The organism is Shewanella sp. HN-41, from assembly GCF_000217915.1.
Taxonomy (GTDB): domain Bacteria; phylum Pseudomonadota; class Gammaproteobacteria; order Enterobacterales; family Shewanellaceae; genus Shewanella.
This window is the reverse complement of sequence record NZ_AFOZ01000014.1, coordinates 258,159-278,530: the sequence shown is the minus strand read 5'-3', so window position 1 is coordinate 278,530 and position 20,372 is coordinate 258,159. Positions and strand designations below refer to the sequence as shown.

Sequence of the window (20,372 nt, the reverse complement as noted above, 5' to 3'; positions counted from 1 at the left end):
GAATTGGTGAAATAGCGATTTTGCAGTCAGTTAGACTATATACTCAATTTAAAGGGAGTCGCTATCTGTCTAAGAACACGCAGGACAAGCTCCGCCTATCGGAGCTTAAATAAAAAAAGGCCAGTTAGATCACTTCACTGACCTTATTTTGAGGTACTTTTTAAACTACATCTTAGTTTGCAGATAATTTTGCAAACCAATGCGGTTAATCAATCCTAGTTGTTTTTCGAGCCAATACATATGGTCCGATTCAGTATCGTCGAGTAACACTTCGAGAATTTCGCGGGTCTGATAATCTTGCTTCTGCTCACACAAGGCGATTACCTTACGAAGTGCATCTGCCACTTTGTATTCATAGGCGAGATCGTTACGTAGCATCTCTTCAACGTTTGAACCGATATTTAATGCCTCACGGGCCGCCACATTAGGCACACCTTCGAGGAATAAAATACGCTGCACCAGTTTTGCCGCATGACCTTTTTCATCATCCGACTCATGGGCAATACGCTCATAGAGCTCCTTAAGCCCCCAGTCTTCGTACATATGCGCATGCACAAAATATTGATCCATCGCCGAGAGTTCTCCGGTTAGGAGTCGATTTAACGCGTCGATGACGTCTTTATCACCTTTCATATTCAGCTCCTATGACTCACTCATTTGTGACTGCAGATAGTTTTGAATGCCAGTTAAACTAATCAGCTCTTGCTGCGACTCGAGCCAATCTAAATGCTCTTCCTCGTCTTCGAGAATGTCTTCCAGCAGATCGCGGCTCACATAGTCTTGTTCGGCTTCACACAAACTAATCCCATCACGCAGCAATGATAGCTGCTCTAGCACCATGGCCAGATCGCAGTCGAGCATTTCTTGGCTATGTTCACCAATACGTAACTTTTCGAGTTGTTGCAGATTCGGCAGTCCTTCCAAAAACAGCACGCGCTCGATAAGCTTATCGGCGTGTTTCATATCTTGGATGGATTTCTTGTATTCGACGTGGTTGAGCTTTTCTAGGCCCCAGTGCTTAAACATCCGAGCATGGAGAAAATATTGATTGATGGCCGTCAACTCACAGGTAAGCACCCGATTCAGTTGCCCCACCACTTTTGGATGACCTTTCATAAGTTACGATCCTTGTTAAAGGTAAAAAGATTGATCTAAATCAAGTTCTAGCCTAGTACAGTTTAACTGCTAACTCAAATTTTCTTTATTTTTCACTCACTTAAATATAAAAAGCATTCTCATTTGCACTTAGATTGGCTTGCTATCCTCCTCATTAATCAAAGATTATTTTCTATGCTCAAAAATATGAGACAAAAAAAATAGCCTCCTAGATAGGAGGCTATTAGCTAATAAAGACCCTTTAAATAATTCGGTCTTTGGTTAACTTCTCACGGCGAGCTTCTTCCGCCGCCATACGACGCTTACGCTTGTCACAGGGATCATCACAATCGCAGGCTTTTTCAATCCCTAGAACACCCAAACCGCCACAGCTTCCTTCAACGGCTTTGCGCTTAATGAGATAACCTATCGACATCAGCAAAAAGAACAATAACAAAATCACAAATGCCGCGATAAAAGTGCTCATGTTTACTCCAACTACTTAAGGAAAGGCTTGAAGGCGTCACTGTAATAGACTTTAAATCCTTCACCTTGCTTTTCTATTAGCATTATCGCCAAGTGTTCCTTCTTGGCAAGCTCCAATGATGCTTCTGTACCCAAAACCATCATCGCCGTCGCAAAACCGTCGGCCGTCATACACTCTTTATGCAGCACGGTCACAGAGGCTAGCTTATGATCCACTGGCAAACCAGTACGAGGATCTATTATATGGGTAAAACGTTGGCCATCTTCCTCATAATAATTGCGGTAATCCCCCGAAGTCGCCATGGCCATAGTGCCAGGTTCAATCACCTGTTGCACCGCCATACCATCGTCGGTCGGTTTTTCTATCGCCACACGCCAAGAACTACCATCGCCCTTAGTGCCTTTTATGCTTAGCTCGCCGCCAATTTCCACTAAGTAACCGGTTGCATGGTACTTATCTAAAATAGAGGCCACCTTATCGACACCAAAGCCCTTGGCAATTGACGATAAATCCACATACAAGTGAGCATTATGTTTACGTAAGCGGTTGCCTTCGATAGAAAGTTCGCTGATGCCCGTCTTTGCTTTAGCCGCATCGATATCGGCCTGAGTCGGGACTTTAGTGGGACGTTTATCTGGACCAAATCCCCACAGATTCACTAATGGCCCTAAAGTAATATCAAGAGCCTTATCCGTCACTTGATATAAACGTATCCCCTCCTGCACCACTTTAATGGTATCGGCTGAGACTTCAACACTCTGCTCTAATGGGAGTTGGTTAAAGCGGGAAAGTTCTGAATTAGGGCGATAGGTAGACATTTGATCATTGACTAACTCAAGCGCCAGATCAATTTCAGCCTGTAGTAACTGCGCCGTCGGAATCTGCTCATTAGAAACGACTTTAATATGGTAAGTCGTGCCCATAGTGCTACCCGCTAACGAAATCACTTCGTCCGGTTTTGAGCAGGCTGAAACAAAAAAGGCCAGCCCTACGAGGACTAGCCAGTTCACTGAATGCTTTAATACTGAGGTATTGATCTTTAAGGTCTGAAACATAGTGACCTACTACTCTTATTTGGGCCCTTAAATGCAAAAGTTGCAGATAAAAGGTTTCCCTAACATCTGCAACTTTTTTCATCTCAGGCTAATGAACATTAGCCGCCGAAGTCATCCAACAGGATATTTTCGTCTTCGACACCAAGATTTTTCAACATACCAATTACGGCAGCGTTCATCATTGGAGGTCCACACATGTAGAACTCACAATCTTCTGGGGCTTCGTGGTCCTTCAAATAGTTTTCATACAATACGTTATGGATGAAACCTGTGTAACCATCCCAGTTATCCTCTGGTTGAGGATCTGACAGCGCCACATGCCATACGAAGTTTTCATTCTCAGCCGCTAGGCCGTCAAAGTCTTCCACGTAGAACATTTCACGCTTAGAACGCGCACCGTACCAGAAACTCATCTTACGCTTAGACTTAAGACGCTTGAGTTGGTCGAAAATGTGCGAACGCATTGGCGCCATACCCGCACCACCGCCGATAAAGACCATTTCTGCATCGGTATCCTTCGCGAAGAACTCCCCGAATGGACCAGAAATCGTCACTTTATCACCCGCTTTTAAGCTCCAAATGTAAGATGACATCTTACCGCAAGGCAGTGTCAGGTTACGTGGTGGAGGCGTAGCGATACGCACGTTCAGCATAATGATGCCAAACTCTTCGGGGTAGTTAGCCATTGAATATGCACGAATCGTTTCTTCATCAACCTTAGATTCAAGATTAAAGAAACCAAAGTGTTCCCAGTCGCCACGGTATTTTGCAGGTACATCGAAATCTGCATATTTAACATGGTGAGCGGGTGCTTCAATTTGGATATAACCACCAGCACGGAATGGAACTGATTCGCCATCAGGAATTTGTAGCTTCAGTTCTTTAATAAAGGTCGCCTTGTTATCGTTAGAGATAACAGTACATTCCCATTTTTTGATACCGAAGATTTCTTCGTCAAGCTCGATTTCCATATCGTTCTTAACGTTAACCTGACAAGATAGACGACAACCTTTACGGGCATCACCTTTACTAATGTGGTCAAGTTCAGTTGGCAGAATATCACCACCACCCGACTTCACAACCACACGGCATTGGCCACATGAGCCACCACCACCACACGCACTCGATACGAAGATACCGCTGTTAGCCAAAACGCCTAACAACTTACCACCCGCACCGGTTTTAATCGCTTTTTCAGGATCGTCATTGATGCCGATCGTGATGTCACCACTCGCCACAAGTTTAGATTTAGCGAATAAAATCACTAATACTAAGATGAGGACGATAGCAGTAAACATACTCACACCGAGGTAAACCTCGAGCGGAGTAGATTTAAAAATACCAAGAATATCCATTAACTTATCCTTAGAAGGTCCAATTCAAGAAGCCGTTTGGTGTCGCTTATAGAGACACACCAGAAAACGACATGAAACCTAAGGCCATTAAACCAGCGGTAATAAAGGTAATACCTAAACCACGCAGGCCGTTAGGCACGTCGGCATACTTCAGCTTCTCACGGATACCGGCCATCAATACGATAGCTAATGCCCAACCTACTCCAGAGCCGAAACCAAACACCACACTCTCACCTAGCTTGTAGTCACGCTCAACCATGAATGATACCGCACCGAAAATAGCGCAGTTCACAGTGATCAAAGGTAAGAAGATACCTAAGGCGTTGTACAAAGGTGGAAAGTACTTGTCCAGAGCCATTTCCAGAATTTGAACTAAAGCTGCAATCACACCGATAAAGGTAATGAATTTCAAGAAGCTTAAATCGGCTTCAGGTGCGCCAGCCCAAGCGAGAGCACCAGGGGCGAGCAGCCCTTGATAGATAACTTGGTTAGCAGGAACAGAGATAGTCAACACTACAACTACCGCAATCCCTAGGCCCATGGCGGTGGTCACTTTCTTAGACACAGCCAAGAAAGTACACATACCAAGGAAGAAGGCCAGTGCCATGTTTTCAATGAAAACAGAGCGAATTAACAGGCTAATATAATGTTCCATCGCACTTACCCTTTTGCTTCAACTTGCTCTGGCTTATAGGTACGAATAATCCAAATCAGCACACCGATCAGGAAGAACGCACTTGGAGGCAGTAGTAGCAGACCGTTTGGTTGATACCAGCCACCATCAGAGATCTTGTGCAGGATTTCAACACCGAACAGAGAACCGTTACCAAACAGTTCACGTACGAAGCCAACGGCTAACAGAATTGCACCGTAACCTAAACCGTTACCGATACCATCCATAAAGCTCATCATAGGCGGTGTTTTCATCGCGTAGGCTTCGGCGCGTCCCATTACGATACAGTTCGTAATAATCAGGCCGACGAATACCGACAATTGCTTAGAAATCTGATAAGCATAAGCCTGCAGCAATTGGTCAACCACGATTACCAAAGAGGCGATAATGGTCATCTGTACGATAATACGCACACTGCTAGGAATATGATTACGGATCATTGAGATAAACAGGTTCGAAAACGCAGTTACCGCAGTTAATGCCAACGCCATTACCAAGGCAGTTTCGAGCTTACTCGTTACCGCTAACGCACTACATACACCAAGAACTTGTAATGCAATCGGGTTGTTGTTGACTATAGGTCCTGTCAGAACCTGTTTCAGTTCTTTAGCGTCAGACATTAGCTGAGACCTCCATTGCGTGCTTTTTCAATGAAACTCGCAAAACCTTCTTTACCTAACCAGAATGTCAGTGAATGTTGCACACCATTACTGGTCAGTGTCGCGCCAGATAATGCGTCTACACCGTACTCAGAGCTGGCCACTGCAGGGTTTTTAGTTACGCTGATGGCAATGTTACCTTGCTCATCAAATAACTTTTTGCCATGCCACTTTGCTTTCCACTGGGCATTTTGAACTTCGCCACCTAAGCCAGGGGTTTCACCTTGCTCGTAGTAAACTAAGCTTTGCACTGTGTTTAAGTCGGCATCCAAAGCGAGGAAGGCATACATAGTCGACCACAGGCCATAACCGTGAACGGGCAGGATCACGCTGGTCAATTTACCTTGCTCATCACGAACCAAATAAACCACAGCATCCTCTGCAACACGCTTCACCGAAGCGATGTCGTTTTCTGGCACAAATGAAGTCTTCACATCACGGGACGCTTTGCGTTGATCGAATGTGTCAGCATTCACACCATCAACCCAATCACCGGTTTTCAAGTTAACCAGTTTAGCTTCGATGTGTTTGCCGTAAGTTTCCAAAATTTGCGCTTTGGTCACTTTGCCCGCTTTAGTATCGATAAGACCTGCGGCCTCCAGAATGTACTTTTGCTTATCAAGCAGTTTATTTTCCGCTTGAGTTGGGCGCAGTAACACTGCTGCAGTAGACACAAATATCGCACAAATTAGACATAAGCCAACGACGATAAATAACGTTCTGCCGAACGAATCTTTATTACTAGCCACGGGCAATCCTCCGCTTGATATTTGCCTGAACCACAAAGTGGTCGAACAATGGCGCGAACAGGTTAGCAAACAGAATTGCTAACATCATGCCTTCTGGGAATGCAGGGTTAATCACGCGGATAAACACAGCCATTGCACCGATCAAGATACCGTATGCCCATTTAGCTTGGTTAGTGAATGACGCCGACACAGGGTCTGTCGCCATAAACATCATGCCAAACGCAAAACCACCTAACACTAAGTGCCAGTACCAAGGCATTGCAAACATTGGGTTAGTGTCACTACCTATAACATTAAGCAGTGTCGAGATCGCAATCATACCCACCATCACGCCGCCAACGATGCGCCATGAAGCAATACGGGTATAGATGATGACCAAACCACCTAACAGAATCGCTAATGTAGACACTTCACCGACAGAACCAGGAATGAAACCGAAGAACGCATCCCACCAGTTTTGGTTAATGGCGTAATCTAGGGTGCCAGACGCTGCTTGACTCAGTGCAGTTGCACCTGAGTAGCCGTCAGCGACAACCCATGAGGTATCACCCGACATGTTCAGCGGATAAGCGAAGAACAGGAAGGCACGACCCGCTAGCGCTGGGTTTAAGAAGTTACGCCCAGTACCACCAAACACTTCTTTTGCCACAACCACACCGAAGGTGATACCTAAGGCAACCATCCATAATGGAATCGTTGCAGGGAGTGTTAAGGCAAAGAGGATTGAGGTAACGAAGAAACCTTCGTTGACTTCATGACCGCGAACAGAGGCAAACAGCACTTCCCAAATACCACCAATGGCAAAAGTCACCGCGTAGATAGGTAGGAAGAAACAGGCGCCATACCACATCAGCGCAGGCCAGCCAGAATTAGCAGTCAGTTCAGTACCGAACATGCTAAACAAGCTTACTTGCCATACGTCAGGGGTAGCAAAACCAGCCACGAGCGCTAATTGAGCTTGTAAACCTACGTTGTACATACCCACGAACATCGCTGGGAAAGCACAGGCCCAAACCGTAATCATCATACGTTTTAGGTCGAGGTTATCGCGAACGTGGGTTTTACCCTTGTTCACTTTACCTGGGGTATAAAAAATCGTGTATGCCGCTTCAAATAGGGCATAAAACTTTTCGTATTTTCCGCCTTTTTCAAAGTCGGGTTCAATACGTTCGAAAAAATCTTTCAAGCTCATTAGCCTTCCCTCTCGATCGTATCTAAACAGTCACGCAGATATGAACCGTAGTCATACTTGCCTGGGCATACGAACGTACACAGTGCGAGATCTTCTTCATCTAACTCTAATGCGCCCAAGGTAGCAGCACCATCAAAGTCACCTGAAATCAGGTCACGCAACAACATAGTAGGAAGAATGTCCAGGGGCATAACACGCTCATAGTTACCAATTGGCACCATAGCGCGGTCTGAACCACCTGTACTGGTCGTCATACTGAACAGACGAGAAGGAGCAAGATGTCCTAAGAATGCACGAGTAATTGAATATTTATTTGAGCCTGGTAATACCCAGCCTAAAAATTCTTTCTCAGTACCTTCTTCTAACAAACTCACTTGAACATGGTAACGACCTAAATACCCTTGTGGGCCAATAGCGGTACGACCGTTCAGAACAGAACCTGAAATCAAACGAACATTACCATCTAAGGCTTCGCCAGCAGTCAATTCTGCCATGCTTGCACCCAACACTGTACGAACCAGTCTTGGTTTAGCCGCTTTAGGACCCGCAATCGCAATCACACGTTCAGAATTCAGTTCACCCGTCGTAAATAGCTGACCAATGGCTATTACATCTTGGTAACCGATATGCCAAACAGTGCGTTTTGCAGAAGCAGGAAGTAGGAAATGAATATGAGTACCAACAAGACCCGCAGGGTGAACACCAGCAAATTCTTCAACTTGGGCGTTTGCGGCAGGGATATCGGCGCCAGGCGCTTTACAAAGGTAAACTTTACCTTCAGTGAGTCTTGCTAAGACTTTAAGACCATTAGCAAAATCTTCTTTATGCTCACGGATCACAACGACGGGATCGGCAGCATGGGGTTGAGTATCAATCGCGGTTACAAAAATACCAGCGGCAGAAGAGTCTACAGCAGGAACTTTGCTGAAAGGACGAGTACGCAATGCAGTCCATAAACCTGATTCGATCAGATTGTCACGGACCAGTTGCGAGTCGAGCGTATCGAGTGCAGTGGCGTCATACTTAGCAAAGGCAACGCTTTCGTTGCCTTCCACTTGAATAACGACAGACTGCAGCACACGCTGGGCGCCCCGGTTAATGTCTAATATAGTACCACTGGCTAAAGCCGTATATTTAACGCCTAAATTCTTCTTATCTTCAAAAAGAACCTGACCTTTTTGTACTTTATCGCCCACTTTGATCTTCATCGTAGGACGTAAGCCAATATACTCTTCACCCAAAGTAGCTACATGTTTAATGGCTGGGCCATTATGGATAACTTGCTCTGGTCCGCCTGCTATAGGCAGTTCCAATCCTTTCTTAATTGTAATCATATCCACAAGCACTACGTTTTGAAGGAAAGACAATGCGCCGCGTTCCTGCTAAATACTGAGGTTTTAAACAAAACCTACTGCATTGAGCTAGCGCAGATTTATCACAGAAATGCGATCGCAATCACGCTGGTCGCGCGCATTTTACCCCAATTGACTTGGCATCGCCACGAAAATTATAGGTGTTTTCAAACCTAAAATACGGATTTAAAAGAATCATGCGCTACGGCGTCCACCTTCCGACCTAGTGACGGATCAGAAAGAGAAAATATTACGGTCAGCAAATACTATAACATTAATTTCTAAAGATTTAATTTAGCAAAAAGTAGAGGGTGACCATAAAACTCCCCGATGGTATTGTTCTTACCTTCCACCGAATAAAATTCAAACAAGATTTCATCTAAGCTTAGAAGCGCCATTGGTAACCTAAATAGCTGATCCGTCCATTTTCAGATCGAATTCCACTATTTGATGCTGTTGTGACCAGTGATTCATCTAAGAGGTTTTCGATGCGAAAATAAAGTTCATGATGACGGTCAAAACGATAATTGGCCGCTAAATCGACCCGCCATTGACTCGAAACCGTTTGCAGTTCAGAACCAAACTGAGTTAACTCTCGTTCAGATTGATAGAAGGCATTCAAATTAAGACCATATTCGGCATATTTAACCCCAGCGCTGAATTGCAGTTGCTGCTCGGGTAACCAAGCCAATTTATCACCCGCAGAGACACACCCTTGAATTGCTGTACAAGTGTTGGTTTGATATTCAGAACTCAAAAATTGATAATTCAGCCCCAAGGGTAACTGTACTTGGCCGAGATCCCAGCGATAGCCTAGGCTGAATTCAACACCATAAGTGAGCACATCTGGAACATTTTCTTGAGTTAACAAGCGCGTATCTGAGCACATTGAATAAGCATCACAGTCCACATGCAGATTATCAAACTCTTGAACATAGGCTTTAATATCGGCGCTCAAACCGTCACTGGCGTATTGGGCACTCACTTGATAATGGAGCGAAACCTGCGCCTCCTGTTCACTATTGCCCGCACTTGCCGCACTCCAGGCCCTACGTATATCGGTGCTAAAGCGCCAATTTCCTGCATCGTATAAAACCCCTAACTGTGGCATCCAATCACTATCGGAAAAGTCCACCACCTCGAGCCCTGCATAATCTAAATTAACTTCACGGCTCACATCCACATGCTCATAAGTGAGTGCTAACTTGATTTGCAATCCTTGCCAGTTGAACAATGAATCAATTGCAGAGGTAAGGGCTGTCGCATTATCGGTGTAAGCCAAGATATCCGTAGAGATGCCGCCAGCAATGCTTCTATCTGCCAGCCACTGTTCCTGTTGCTCACCAAAACGCATTTCGGCTTTATCGGTATGATAGCGAGCACTATAGATCACTTGATGCTCACCGTACTGAGTGATCGATTGGGTTTGAATGCCAAAAGAGCTGTAATCATTGTCCTGCATTAGGGCTGTGAGCTCTGCGCCATCGACTGTGGGCTGTCGATCGAATGCGGCAATAGCTGCAAGGTTCTGAATATCAATGTCCTGACCGTTGAATTGGCTTAATTGATTTAATTGCTGTGAATAGGATTGGTAGTAAAAGTCAGTAACCACTTTACTACTACCTAGGGTCACTTGATGTGAAAGTTGGTATTTATGGTGCCGTCCCTGGTGCTCATCCTCAGCGCTCGCAGAATAAAGCATAAGAGGATCATGAAGCCAGTCGGCTTCGGTCAATCCCAATTGTGAGCGGTAACTATCATCATCGATAAATTGATACGTAAATTCTGTCACCTGTGGGTTTCGAGCGCCTAGCAGGCTAGAGGCATTCATTTTAAAGAGAATATCTGTGGTTCGCCTGTCAGCATCACTATCATTAAGAAAGTATCCATCGCCTTGATTTTGGCTGTAATTTGCCGCCAAAAGCATGCCATATTCTTTTTGCTTAATACTCCAGTTCATGCCCGCATTAATATCCGAGTCAGTCGTTCCCTCAATCATTAGACTGGCATTCTGAACATGATCTGCAATGGCTAGACTCTGGTAATTAATCACCCCAAACGCACCTTGTCCTCCAACAGCCATATCCGCGAGGGGTGTGACGGTAACACTTTGTTGCTGCAGAACATGTGGCAGTAACTGCAACTGTGGTGCGCTATAGGGAGCCGGAGAGAAATAAACCCTATCCTGTATCACAGCCACACCTTGACTGGCCGAGCGCATATCAACATTGGCCGTATTACCACTGTGATCGGCGGGCAGTAGGGTTAATGAATTCAAGTGGCTGAGCGTCATCACATCATCACTGCTGTGATAGCCATCATTGAGTTCGCTGAGTTCTAGGGTCTGATAATAAAGAGGGTTGGCAGAGAGAGCATTTGAACAAACAAGAGAAACCGCAGCAGCGGTAAGCGATACTGCAAAATAGTGGCTAGACATACCAAGCTCCCAAAAGTGTTTGTTAGCGTACGGTGTTTTTGTTATTAAGTTGTAAAATAACTGAATTTATTCTAAAAAAAAAGCGACATTGTCGCTTTCTTCTATCTTTGGCTAAAACTCTCAGTTGCAACTTTCAATATTCAGGATTGCTAAAACTTAGAGTTTACCGAGGATCTCATCGCTTAGTTTCAGATCATCATTACGGTTCACACTCACGCCAGCCGCAATAATATTACGGGCGATATCTTGTGCCTGCTCTAATGAATGCATTTCATAGGTGCCACACTGGTATTCGTTCAGCTCAGGGATTTCAGACTGCTCAACCACTTTCAGTACGTCTTCCATCGCAGCTAACCACGCATCGGCTACTTGGTGTTCTGTCGGCTCACCAATCAAACTCATATAAAAACCAGTGCGACAACCCATGGGTGAAATATCAATAATTTCAACGTCATTGCCATTTAAGTGATCACGCATAAAGCCTGCGAATAAATGCTCCAGAGTGTGAATACCACGCTCGCTGAGGATCTCTTTATTCGGCGCACAAAAACGCAGATCAAATACAGTAATCGCATCGCCCTTTGGCGTGCTCATATGCTTAGCGACTCGGACCGCAGGTGCATTCATTCGAGTATGGTCAACGGTAAAGCTATCAAGTAATGGCATAGGGATCTCCAAATTCTCAGGGCGACATCAACGCCACTGTCATTGTCTATATAGGTTGCAAGCATAACACCAAATGAATTAGGTCGATAACAAGATAAGGTAAGATGAAATCATCTCATATAAATTCACTGCTAATATGGCTATTTAATATCAACACTGGTGGTTATTGTTGCCTTTGTTGGCTGTAGGCATCCTCAGATATTTTATGATACTGACGTACACCTTGTTCGTAGACATGGTAAGCATCGTAAACTTTACGCATTAAGGGATCTTGATTAGCTTGATCTTCAATCACTTTCAAGAAAATCTGCTCAAGCTCTGTCAGCACTTCGACGGGAAATTCCCTTAACTCAACCCCCTCATCTTTGACTAAGATCTCAAGGGCGGTCACATTACGGGTCGTATATTCATCGAGCATATCTTGGTTTATGGCCCTAGCCGCGGCCTTCACAATGGACTGCAAATCCTTGGGAAGCGCCTCGAAGGCGGCTTTGTTAATTAAAAACTCCATATTAGAACCTGGCTCATGCCAACCGGGATAATAGTAGTACTTAGCCACTTTATGCAGACCAAAGGCAAGGTCGTTCAATGGTCCGACCCACTCGGCCGCATCGATCGACCCCGTTTGTAACGCACCATAGAGTTCACGCCCTGCCATATTAACAGGGACGGCACCGGCTCGTTTTAACACTTCACCGCCTAAGCCCGGCATACGGATCTTCAAACCTTTAAAATCGGCGATCGTATTGATGGGTTTATTAAACCAGCCACCCATTTGCATGCCCGTATTACCGCCCGCTACTGGGATGATGCCAAAGGGGCGATACACCTCCTCCCACAGCGCCATGCCACCACCATAGTGCAACCAACCATTCATTTCTTGGGCCGTCATTCCAAAGGGGATCGAAGAAAAAAACTGTGAGGCGGGCGCTTTTCCCTTCCAATAATAGGAGGCTGCATGGGCCATTTGGATTTTGCCTTGGCTGACGCCGTCGAACACCGCAAAGGCGGGCATTAATTCACCCGCGCCATATACCTGGATCTTTAAGCGGCCACTGGACATCTCATCGACAAGACGGGCAAAGCGCTCGGGGGCCATACCTAAACCGGGGAAGTTTTTAGGCCAAGAGGTTGCAAGACGCCATTCGATAACTTGAGGGTGAGATGATAGCGGGCTGCCAAGTTCCCCTGATGCATTTTCCGCATTGCTGGCTGGTGGTTTGCAACCACTAAGCACCACAAGCAACAGAGTTAAAAGCAGGAACCCAAACCTACGCATCTAATACACTCCCGAGTTTTAATCGCCCTCTTTATCAAATCTGAGTCAGCGTTCTTTACGAGGCGTGTTAAACGCATTGATGTGCGTTGAACACCCCACAAAATAGAACATATTGTTAACACAGAAAATTCAGCAGGGAAACTAAAGAATGCCTTCCATGTGACCTAAAAAAGCCACTCCCGAAGAGTGGCTTAGTAGCAAATACGTTAACCTTTAACCTTTAACCTTTAACCTTTAACCTTTAACCGCGGCAATTAGGTGTTTTAGGGACCTCCACATTCGCATTCCACTCACTTGGGGTAAAAGTATGAATAGAAAGCGCATGCACTCCTGTGGCTAATTCATGGGCTAAACAGTTATTGACTAAGCGATGACGTGCCAATAAACGCAGCCCATCGAACTCTTCACTCACTAATACGACTTTAAAATGAGTCTCTGAATTAGGTGGAACATGGTGACGGTGGCTTTCGTTAATAACCTCTAAGTGAATTGGCGAGAAACTATCAGTTAACTTCTGTGTGATGATCTCGGCCACTATAACCTGCGTATGCATGTTGGACATATTCGAATCTCAGAATGGGAAAATCCAGTGGGCGCAGAGTACTGCTTCAATTTAAAAAGATCAAATTCACGCAGCCAATTTTGTCGGTGATGACTCACTCAATTGCAACATTAACGACAAGATCAACGCCATATCTTATGGGTAAATATTAACCGTGATAATTCACTACCAGTTGCCTAAAAGTATAGTTCCAACGGGGGTCCTTAACCTTTAATCGCTTAGGCACACTGTGCAGCCAATCGCGCTGCATAGGCCAATGCATGATCAGCAAATCACCACCATGCAAACTGATGTTGTACTTCACCTGACTATGTTTATGTTTAATCACAAAATCCCGAGTAGCACCAAGGTTGATAGAGGCAATATGACTCCCGTGGACAATTTCGGGCTCATCATCACTATGGGCCCCCATACAATCTTTACCATCTGCGTAACGATTCACTAAGACACCATTGCAGGCCAAGCCAAAATCCCGTGCGAGTTTTTCCCTCAGTTTATGGGCATACTTAGGCCAAGGTAAGGCGCGAATAAAAAGGCCAGAATATAAATAGTCACAGCCCAAATCACCGAACCACACTTGCTGACGGGGGATAGGGTGAAACTGACCGAATACTTGGATTTCAGGACGGCTCAAGGGATAGAATTGCGCTTCTTGAAGTAAAGCCGCTTGCTGCTCGGCATTAAGATAACCACGCACTAAGGTGATGGGCGGTTTTGCTTGAGCCACATGGGGCTCGATGTTAGACAAAACCACTGGAATATTCGACAGGATAGCCACTTGATCATCAGAGTGTTCGAATGAGACTGAGCAATCATCCTCACTATCGAATTCAAATGTTCCCTGCAGCATGGGCCTCCTCCTCGCGAGTCGTCGCACTCAATCGTGAAATCTGCGATAATCGGCGCCTTAAATTTATTGGCTCAGTGTGGCACATGACGACACAATTTTCAGTAGCGGGTGTTGAACTCGAACTTTTACGGTATCCGGCCCAGCAGGAATCTAATCTTCAAGCTTGGGATGCCGCCGATGAACACTTACTCAAAAGCCTCGTTGAGTCAGAGCAAATCGCCGTGCCAACCGCCATTATCAACGACAGTTTTGGTGCCTTGAGCTGTGCCCTATCGAAACTCAATCCGAGTTGGCCCCTGTGCATTGAAACCGATGCCAGAACCAGCTTTTTAGGCACAGAACAAAACCATGGCCGCAATCAGCTGTCGATGGATAACCTAGAATGGTTTACCAGCCGCGATACTTTGCCAGAAAACTTAGCCTTAGTATTGATGAAGTTACCTAAAAATTTAAGCTACTTTGCCCACCAGCTAACGCGCTTATCCCAAGCGTTACCCGCTGGCACTCGTATATTAGTGGCAGCCAAAGCCAAATCGATCAATAGCGCCCTACTCGATATCTTTGCTAAGCATTTAGGCCCAGCGAGCGCCAGTTTAGCCTGGAAAAACACGCGAGTAATTACCTGTGTGAGCGATGGCAAGCCAAGAGTATTGCCGAAAGAAGTGACTTGGGTGATACCTGAATATCAACTTGAGATCAGCAACTTAAGTAATGTGTTTGCCGCCAACAAACTCGATATTGGCGCTCGCATCATGCTTGAAAATCTGCCCAAGGGAGATTTTCAAACGATTGTCGATCTCGGCTGTGGCAATGGTGTACTTGGGTTACGTACCGCCCAGTTATTCCCAGAGGCCAATATCCACTTTATTGATGATTCTGAAATGGCGGTCGCATCTGCCAAGGCAAACTGGGTACGCAATCAATTGCCCGCAGACAAAGGCCACTTCTATTGGGACGATTGCATGACGCATCTGCCAGATGATGTACAGCCAGATCTGGTATTGTGTAACCCGCCGTTTCATCAAGGTGAGGCCATTACCGATCACATCGCCTGGCAGATGTTTTTAGACTCTCGCCGTCGCTTAAAAGACGGTGGGATCTTGCATATCGTCGGCAACCGCCATCTGGCTTACCATGTGAAATTGCAGCGTTTATTTAAGAACTGCACCACAGTCGCCTCCAACGGTAAATTTGTGATCCTGCAGGCCAAGAAGTAATCCTTCAGCATTCGCATAAAATAGCCCCTGAATATTGCGGCCCTATTTTATGCGAGTATGCTCCTTGAACACTTTGAGTCAGCGGTCATCCCTCTAAGAACCCTTCTCAACGAATGGCTCGACTCGCCGAAATGCCTTCTCGCCAGTACAATCTACAACAAAAGTCCTCAGACATGATTGTCTCGACTTAGTCTTACCGCGGCCAGAAGGCGAGGAATCGACTGCTGCTTGATTAACATCGTTTTTAAAGTACTAAAAAAGCCGCCAGTGAATTGAATCGATGGCGGCTTTTACTATTCACGACTTAATATCAGCTATTCGATATGGCCTATTTGCTCACCAGAGCCTTATCCAGCGCCTGGGATACATCGGCAATGATATCGTCGATATGCTCTATGCCGACGGAGATACGAATAAGATCTTCAGACACACCGGCTCTAGCAAGTTCATTCGAATCCAGCTGTCTGTGGGTGGTGCTGGCAGGATGGCAGGCAAGCGATTTCGCATCACCAATGTTCACTAAGCGCAAAATCATTTGCAGCGCGTCGATAAACTTACCACCGGCGATTTTGCCTTCCTCAGGTGTGGCCGCCTTAATCCCGAAGCTGATGATCCCTGAGGCTTTACCACCGGTGATCTTTTGGCAATTTTCACGGTAGGGGCTGCTCGGCAAGGCACCGTAATTCACCCAACTCACCGAAGGATGCAGTATCAAATATTCGGCCAATGCCAAGGCATTCGAACAATGGCGCTCCATTCTAAGGCTTAAGGTTTCAAGCCCTTGCAACAACAAGAATGCGCTGTGGGGGGAAAGGGCCGCACCGGTATTACGCAGCGGCACCACGCGGCAACGTCCAATAAAGGCTGCGGCACCAAAGGCTTCGGTATAGACCACCCCATGGTAGGAAGGATCGGCTTGATTGAGCAGGGCAAAACGTTCTTTATTCGCCACCCAATCGAATTTACCCGAGTCGATAATCACGCCGCCAATCGTAGTGCCATGACCGCCAATGTATTTGGTTAAGGAGTGGATCACGATATCGGCGCCATGTTCAAACGGGCGACATAAGACAGGCGTGGCAACCGTGTTATCGACGATTAAAGGCACGCCGTGTTTATGGGCGATTTCGGCTAAACGTTGTAAATCGACAATATTACCAGCCGGGTTACCGATAGACTCACAAAATAACGCCTTGGTTTTGGCATCGATTAAGGCATCGAGCTCTTCAAAGTCATCGAAGGCAGCCATCCGCACTTCAACTCCTTGGCGCGGCAGCGTATGGGCAAACAGATTATAAGTGCCACCATAGAGCTGACTGGTGCTGACAATATTATCGCCAACTTGAGTCAGGGCTTGAATCGCATAGGTAATGGCCGCCATTCCCGAGGCGACTGCGAGCGCACCTATGCCACCTTCAATGGCAGCGAGTCGCTGCTCGAGTACGCTGGTCGTGGGATTCATGATCCGCGTATAGATGTTGCCAGCGACTTTTAAGTCAAATAAATCAGCACCATGTTGGGTGTCATCGAAGGTGTAGGAGGTGGTTTGATAAATAGGTACCGCGGCGGCCTTCGTGGTCGCCTCTGATTCATATCCGTGGTGTAACGCCAGTGATTCAAGTTTCATCTTTGATTCCTTCCCCAATAAATTCCCCAACCTTTGCCACTAACCTAAGACAACCCTAAGGTGAGCACTGCGCAAAATGACACTAAGACAGCACAAGATTTGTGCACCGACCTCAAGCTAACAGATGGCCATCTAGAAGTCTAAATATTTTTAGTGCGCAAGCGAAATGGCTACAACGGCTCACACTTTGGCACATCAATTCGGCATATCAATTCGGATAGTCATAGATGAGTGCTGCTAGATCTTTTACCGCTCGCACTCGTTCGGGTGAACAGTCGTAGGAGGCATTAATACGCATAAAATGGCGAAACTCGGCTTGATTACTAAAGAGATTACCCGGCGCGATGCTGATCCCTCGCTCAAGCGCCCGATAGTAGATCTGGGTCGCATCCATATGGGCAGGCAACGCCAGCCAGAGGAAATAACCGCCTTGCTCAAAGTTAACGCTCACAGACTCAGGCAAGTGAGTGCGCAGCAACTGATACATGGCAAATTTACGATCCGCTAAGGTATGGCGTAAGCGCTTTAAATGGCGATCATATTGTGCCGACTGAATAAAGTCGGCGATCGCCAGTTGCATAGGCGCACTGGTCGAGAGGGTCGACATTAGTTGCAGCCGTTGTAATTGAGGTGCATAGCGCCCCGCAGCGACCCAACCGACTCTATACCCTGCAATCAAGGATTTAGAAAAAGAGCCACAATGCAACACATTGCCTTGGGTATCTAAGGCTTTTATCGGCCTAGGCGCACTCGAACCAACATAAAGCTCCTGATACACATCATCTTCAATCAGGCTAACATTATGCTCACAAAGCAATTGATAAAGCGCCAGTTTTTTCTGTTCCGATAAGCTGCAACCTAAGGGGTTTTGATGCAGGCTCATCAACCAACAGGCTTTGACAGGATAGGTCTTAAGCACTTCGGCCAGCGCCTTAAGATCGATCCCCTCACGGGGATCCGTCGCGACCGCAATCGCCCTCAGCTTAAGGCGTTCAATGGCTTGCATCGCGCCATAAAAAGCTGGCGATTCAATCACAACCCAATCTCCTGCCTGAGTCAGTGCCGTTAAACTCAAATTCAGCGCCTCCATTGCCCCCGAGGTAATCAAGATTTCATCGGGCGAGACGCTCATGCCTAGCTTGGCATAACGTTGGGAAATAGCCTTGCGTAACCCCGCATTGCCGGGGGGAAGATTATCGGCCGCGAACGAAGGCGACATATGCCGAGTCACGTTAACGAGCGAGCGCGCCAAGGCTTGCTGTGGAAATAAACTGGGATCGGGAAACGCCGATCCAAACGGCACTATCCCGGCCTGTTTCGATGCCTGTAACACATTAAAAACAAACTCATTGATATCGACTTTATCGGATAAATAGATCTGTCGCTGAGCCTCAGGATAACGAAAAGCTTCTGGCTGAGGCGCCACTAAATAACCCGATTTTGCCTGCGCTAATATCACGCCTTGGCTTTCGAGCAACTGATAGGCGTTCAACACTGTCATTAAACTGAGACCAGAATCCGCCACGGTTTGCCGTAATGAGGGCAGCTTATCCCCCGCCTGCCAGACGCCCTGGGTTATTCGGTTTTTTAGATCCTGCGCTAGCTGTTGGTACTTTGACATTTGTTATAGTTAATTTAATTAATTTTGTATCTGTTATAGCCAGATTACCCCATGGTCTAATAATGCACAAGCCATCAGCGGCGCCGAACCGAGGCACCGAACGGCTTGCATTAACACATACCTTTGCAACGAGACCGCAATCTCCTGAGGACACTATGTTTGATTTTGATGCCACCGTACTCGCGAGGATCCAATTCGCTTTTACCGTTTCTTTCCACATTATCTTCCCCGCTATCACTATTGGGTTGGCCACCTATTTAGCCGTGTTAGAAGGACTCTGGTTGAAAACAAACAATCAGGTATATCAGCAGCTGTATCAGTTCTGGCTGAAGATATTTGCCATCAACTTCGGCATGGGAGTGGTCTCAGGCATAGTGATGGCCTACCAATTTGGCACCCACTGGAGTGGTTTTTCGGCCTTTGCGGGGAGCGTGACCGGCCCTCTGCTCACCTATGAAGTGCTGACGGCATTTTTCCTCGAGGCGGGTTTTCTCGGAGTGATGCTGTTTGGGCAAAATAAAGTCGGCAAAAAACTACACTTTTTTGCCACTTGTATGGTGGCCACGGGCACTGTGATTTCAACCTTTTGGATCCTCGCCTCCAATAGCTGGATGCACACACCTCAAGGGTTTGAAATCATTGATAACCGAGTCGTCCCCATCGACTGGTGGCAAATAGTGTTTAATCCTTCATTCCCCTACCGTTTAACCCATATGACGGTTGCCGCCTTTCTCTCCTCGGCCTTCTTTGTTGGCGCCTCCGCCGCATGGCATTTACTCAAAGGAAACGATACGCCTGCGATTCGCAAAATGCTCTCCATGGCCATGTGGATGGCATTGATTGTTGCACCACTGCAAGCGGTGATTGGTGACTTTCATGGTTTAAATACCCTTGAATATCAACCTGTAAAAATCGCAGCAATGGAAGGACATTGGCGTAATGAAGGGGATGAGCCCACGCCGCTCATCTTATTCGCCTTGCCCGATATGGATAGCCAAAGCAATCAATTCAGTTTGGAAATTCCGGGATTAGCCAGCCTGATTTTAAAGCATGATTTAACCCAGCAAGTGCCCGCTCTAGCTGAGTTTCCCGCCGAGGATTGGCCCAATGTGCCCTTAGTCTTTTGGAGTTTTAGAGTCATGGTGGGCTTAGGTGTACTGATGATTTTGGCGGGTGTGTGGAGCCTCTACCTAAGACGCAACCAAAAACTATACAGCAATCCACTCTTTTTACGCTTTGTGATGCTCTTAGGTCCCGCGGGATTAATCGCGACCCTCGCGGGCTGGTTTACCACTGAACTCGGCCGCCAACCTTGGGTTATCCAAGGGTTAATGCGCACTCAAGATGCGGTTTCGTCCCATAGTGTGACCCATTTAAGCCTCAGCCTGATGATGTTTGTTATCTGTTACTTCGGCATTTTTGGTGTGGGATATCGCTACATGATGCGGCTCATCAGTAAAGGGCCTGTATCACAAGGGATTGAGCACCATGGATAA

The 20,372-nt window shown here is 46.4% G+C and carries 19 protein-coding genes; 2 read left to right on the top strand and 17 right to left on the bottom strand.

What is annotated here, in order from left to right:
- Positions 1 to 165 precede the first annotated feature (165 nt).
- The 15 genes from bfr (SOHN41_RS03855) to SOHN41_RS03785 all read right to left on the bottom strand — a co-directional run bounded on the left by bfr (SOHN41_RS03855) (position 166) and on the right by SOHN41_RS03785 (position 14,411).
- Positions 166 to 633 (bottom strand): bacterioferritin, encoded by a 468-nt coding sequence (bfr, locus tag SOHN41_RS03855; protein WP_007645840.1) that lies wholly within the window; start codon positions 631 to 633, stop codon positions 166 to 168.
- A gap of 9 nt (positions 634 to 642) precedes the next feature.
- Entirely contained in the window at positions 643 to 1,116 is a 474-nt protein-coding gene (bfr, locus tag SOHN41_RS03850) for a bacterioferritin (RefSeq protein ID WP_007645838.1), read from the bottom strand.
- Between the two features lie 241 nt (positions 1,117 to 1,357).
- Positions 1,358 to 1,582 carry a (Na+)-NQR maturation NqrM gene (gene nqrM / locus SOHN41_RS03845; RefSeq protein ID WP_007645837.1) on the bottom strand — a complete coding sequence of 75 codons (225 nt, stop codon included), beginning with the start codon at positions 1,580 to 1,582 and terminating at the stop codon, positions 1,358 to 1,360.
- Positions 1,583 to 1,593: 11 nt separating this feature from the next.
- Entirely contained in the window at positions 1,594 to 2,637 is a 1,044-nt protein-coding gene (locus SOHN41_RS03840) for an FAD:protein FMN transferase (RefSeq protein WP_007645822.1), read from the bottom strand.
- A 98-nt stretch (positions 2,638 to 2,735) separates the two neighbouring features.
- Positions 2,736 to 3,992 (bottom strand): NADH:ubiquinone reductase (Na(+)-transporting) subunit F, encoded by a 1,257-nt coding sequence (gene nqrF / locus SOHN41_RS03835; protein ID WP_007645819.1) that lies wholly within the window; start codon positions 3,990 to 3,992, stop codon positions 2,736 to 2,738.
- 46 nt (positions 3,993 to 4,038) lie between these two features.
- Positions 4,039 to 4,647: an NADH:ubiquinone reductase (Na(+)-transporting) subunit E gene (gene nqrE / locus SOHN41_RS03830; RefSeq protein WP_006080469.1), complete on the bottom strand. Its 609-nt coding sequence runs from the start codon at positions 4,645 to 4,647 to the stop codon at positions 4,039 to 4,041.
- 5 nt (positions 4,648 to 4,652) lie between these two features.
- Positions 4,653 to 5,285, bottom strand: coding sequence for an NADH:ubiquinone reductase (Na(+)-transporting) subunit D (locus SOHN41_RS03825; protein WP_006080467.1), 633 nt, complete (start codon positions 5,283 to 5,285; stop codon positions 4,653 to 4,655).
- Complete coding sequence (locus SOHN41_RS03820; RefSeq protein WP_037458009.1) at positions 5,285 to 6,073, bottom strand: Na(+)-translocating NADH-quinone reductase subunit C; 789 nt, start codon at positions 6,071 to 6,073, stop codon at positions 5,285 to 5,287. The genes SOHN41_RS03825 and SOHN41_RS03820 overlap by 1 nt, the downstream gene beginning before the upstream one ends.
- A complete protein-coding gene (locus SOHN41_RS03815) occupies positions 6,066 to 7,265 on the bottom strand; it encodes an NADH:ubiquinone reductase (Na(+)-transporting) subunit B (RefSeq protein ID WP_007645787.1) in 1,200 nt (399 codons plus the stop codon). The genes SOHN41_RS03820 and SOHN41_RS03815 overlap by 8 nt, the downstream gene beginning before the upstream one ends.
- Complete coding sequence (locus SOHN41_RS03810) at positions 7,265 to 8,599, bottom strand: Na(+)-translocating NADH-quinone reductase subunit A (RefSeq protein WP_037458147.1); 1,335 nt, start codon at positions 8,597 to 8,599, stop codon at positions 7,265 to 7,267. Before SOHN41_RS03810 ends, SOHN41_RS03815 begins: the two co-directional genes overlap by 1 nt.
- A gap of 403 nt (positions 8,600 to 9,002) precedes the next feature.
- Positions 9,003 to 11,054: a TonB-dependent receptor gene (locus SOHN41_RS03805; RefSeq protein WP_007645780.1), complete on the bottom strand. Its 2,052-nt coding sequence runs from the start codon at positions 11,052 to 11,054 to the stop codon at positions 9,003 to 9,005.
- 156 nt (positions 11,055 to 11,210) lie between these two features.
- Complete coding sequence (gene luxS, locus SOHN41_RS03800; RefSeq protein ID WP_007645779.1) at positions 11,211 to 11,720, bottom strand: S-ribosylhomocysteine lyase; 510 nt, start codon at positions 11,718 to 11,720, stop codon at positions 11,211 to 11,213.
- A 163-nt stretch (positions 11,721 to 11,883) separates the two neighbouring features.
- On the bottom strand, positions 11,884 to 12,999 hold the full coding sequence (locus SOHN41_RS03795; protein WP_007645776.1) for a TRAP transporter substrate-binding protein: 1,116 nt from the start codon (positions 12,997 to 12,999) through the stop codon (positions 11,884 to 11,886).
- 241 nt (positions 13,000 to 13,240) lie between these two features.
- Complete coding sequence (locus tag SOHN41_RS03790) at positions 13,241 to 13,561, bottom strand: BolA family protein (protein WP_037458006.1); 321 nt, start codon at positions 13,559 to 13,561, stop codon at positions 13,241 to 13,243.
- Positions 13,562 to 13,709: 148 nt separating this feature from the next.
- Entirely contained in the window at positions 13,710 to 14,411 is a 702-nt protein-coding gene (locus tag SOHN41_RS03785) for an alpha-ketoglutarate-dependent dioxygenase AlkB family protein (RefSeq protein WP_007645769.1), read from the bottom strand.
- 83 nt (positions 14,412 to 14,494) lie between these two features.
- On the opposite strand from SOHN41_RS03785, the gene SOHN41_RS03780 reads away from it, so the two are divergent.
- A complete protein-coding gene (locus SOHN41_RS03780; RefSeq protein ID WP_037458001.1) occupies positions 14,495 to 15,628 on the top strand; it encodes a methyltransferase in 1,134 nt (377 codons plus the stop codon).
- Between the two features lie 328 nt (positions 15,629 to 15,956).
- Here the strand turns inward: SOHN41_RS03780 and SOHN41_RS03775 are convergent, their stop codons facing one another.
- Positions 15,957 to 17,255 carry an O-acetylhomoserine aminocarboxypropyltransferase/cysteine synthase family protein gene (locus SOHN41_RS03775; RefSeq protein WP_007645766.1) on the bottom strand — a complete coding sequence of 433 codons (1,299 nt, stop codon included), beginning with the start codon at positions 17,253 to 17,255 and terminating at the stop codon, positions 15,957 to 15,959.
- Between the two features lie 208 nt (positions 17,256 to 17,463).
- Positions 17,464 to 18,876: a PLP-dependent aminotransferase family protein gene (locus SOHN41_RS03770; protein ID WP_007645759.1), complete on the bottom strand. Its 1,413-nt coding sequence runs from the start codon at positions 18,874 to 18,876 to the stop codon at positions 17,464 to 17,466.
- 155 nt (positions 18,877 to 19,031) lie between these two features.
- On the opposite strand from SOHN41_RS03770, the gene SOHN41_RS03765 reads away from it, so the two are divergent.
- A complete protein-coding gene (locus tag SOHN41_RS03765) occupies positions 19,032 to 20,372 on the top strand; it encodes a cytochrome ubiquinol oxidase subunit I (protein ID WP_007645757.1) in 1,341 nt (446 codons plus the stop codon).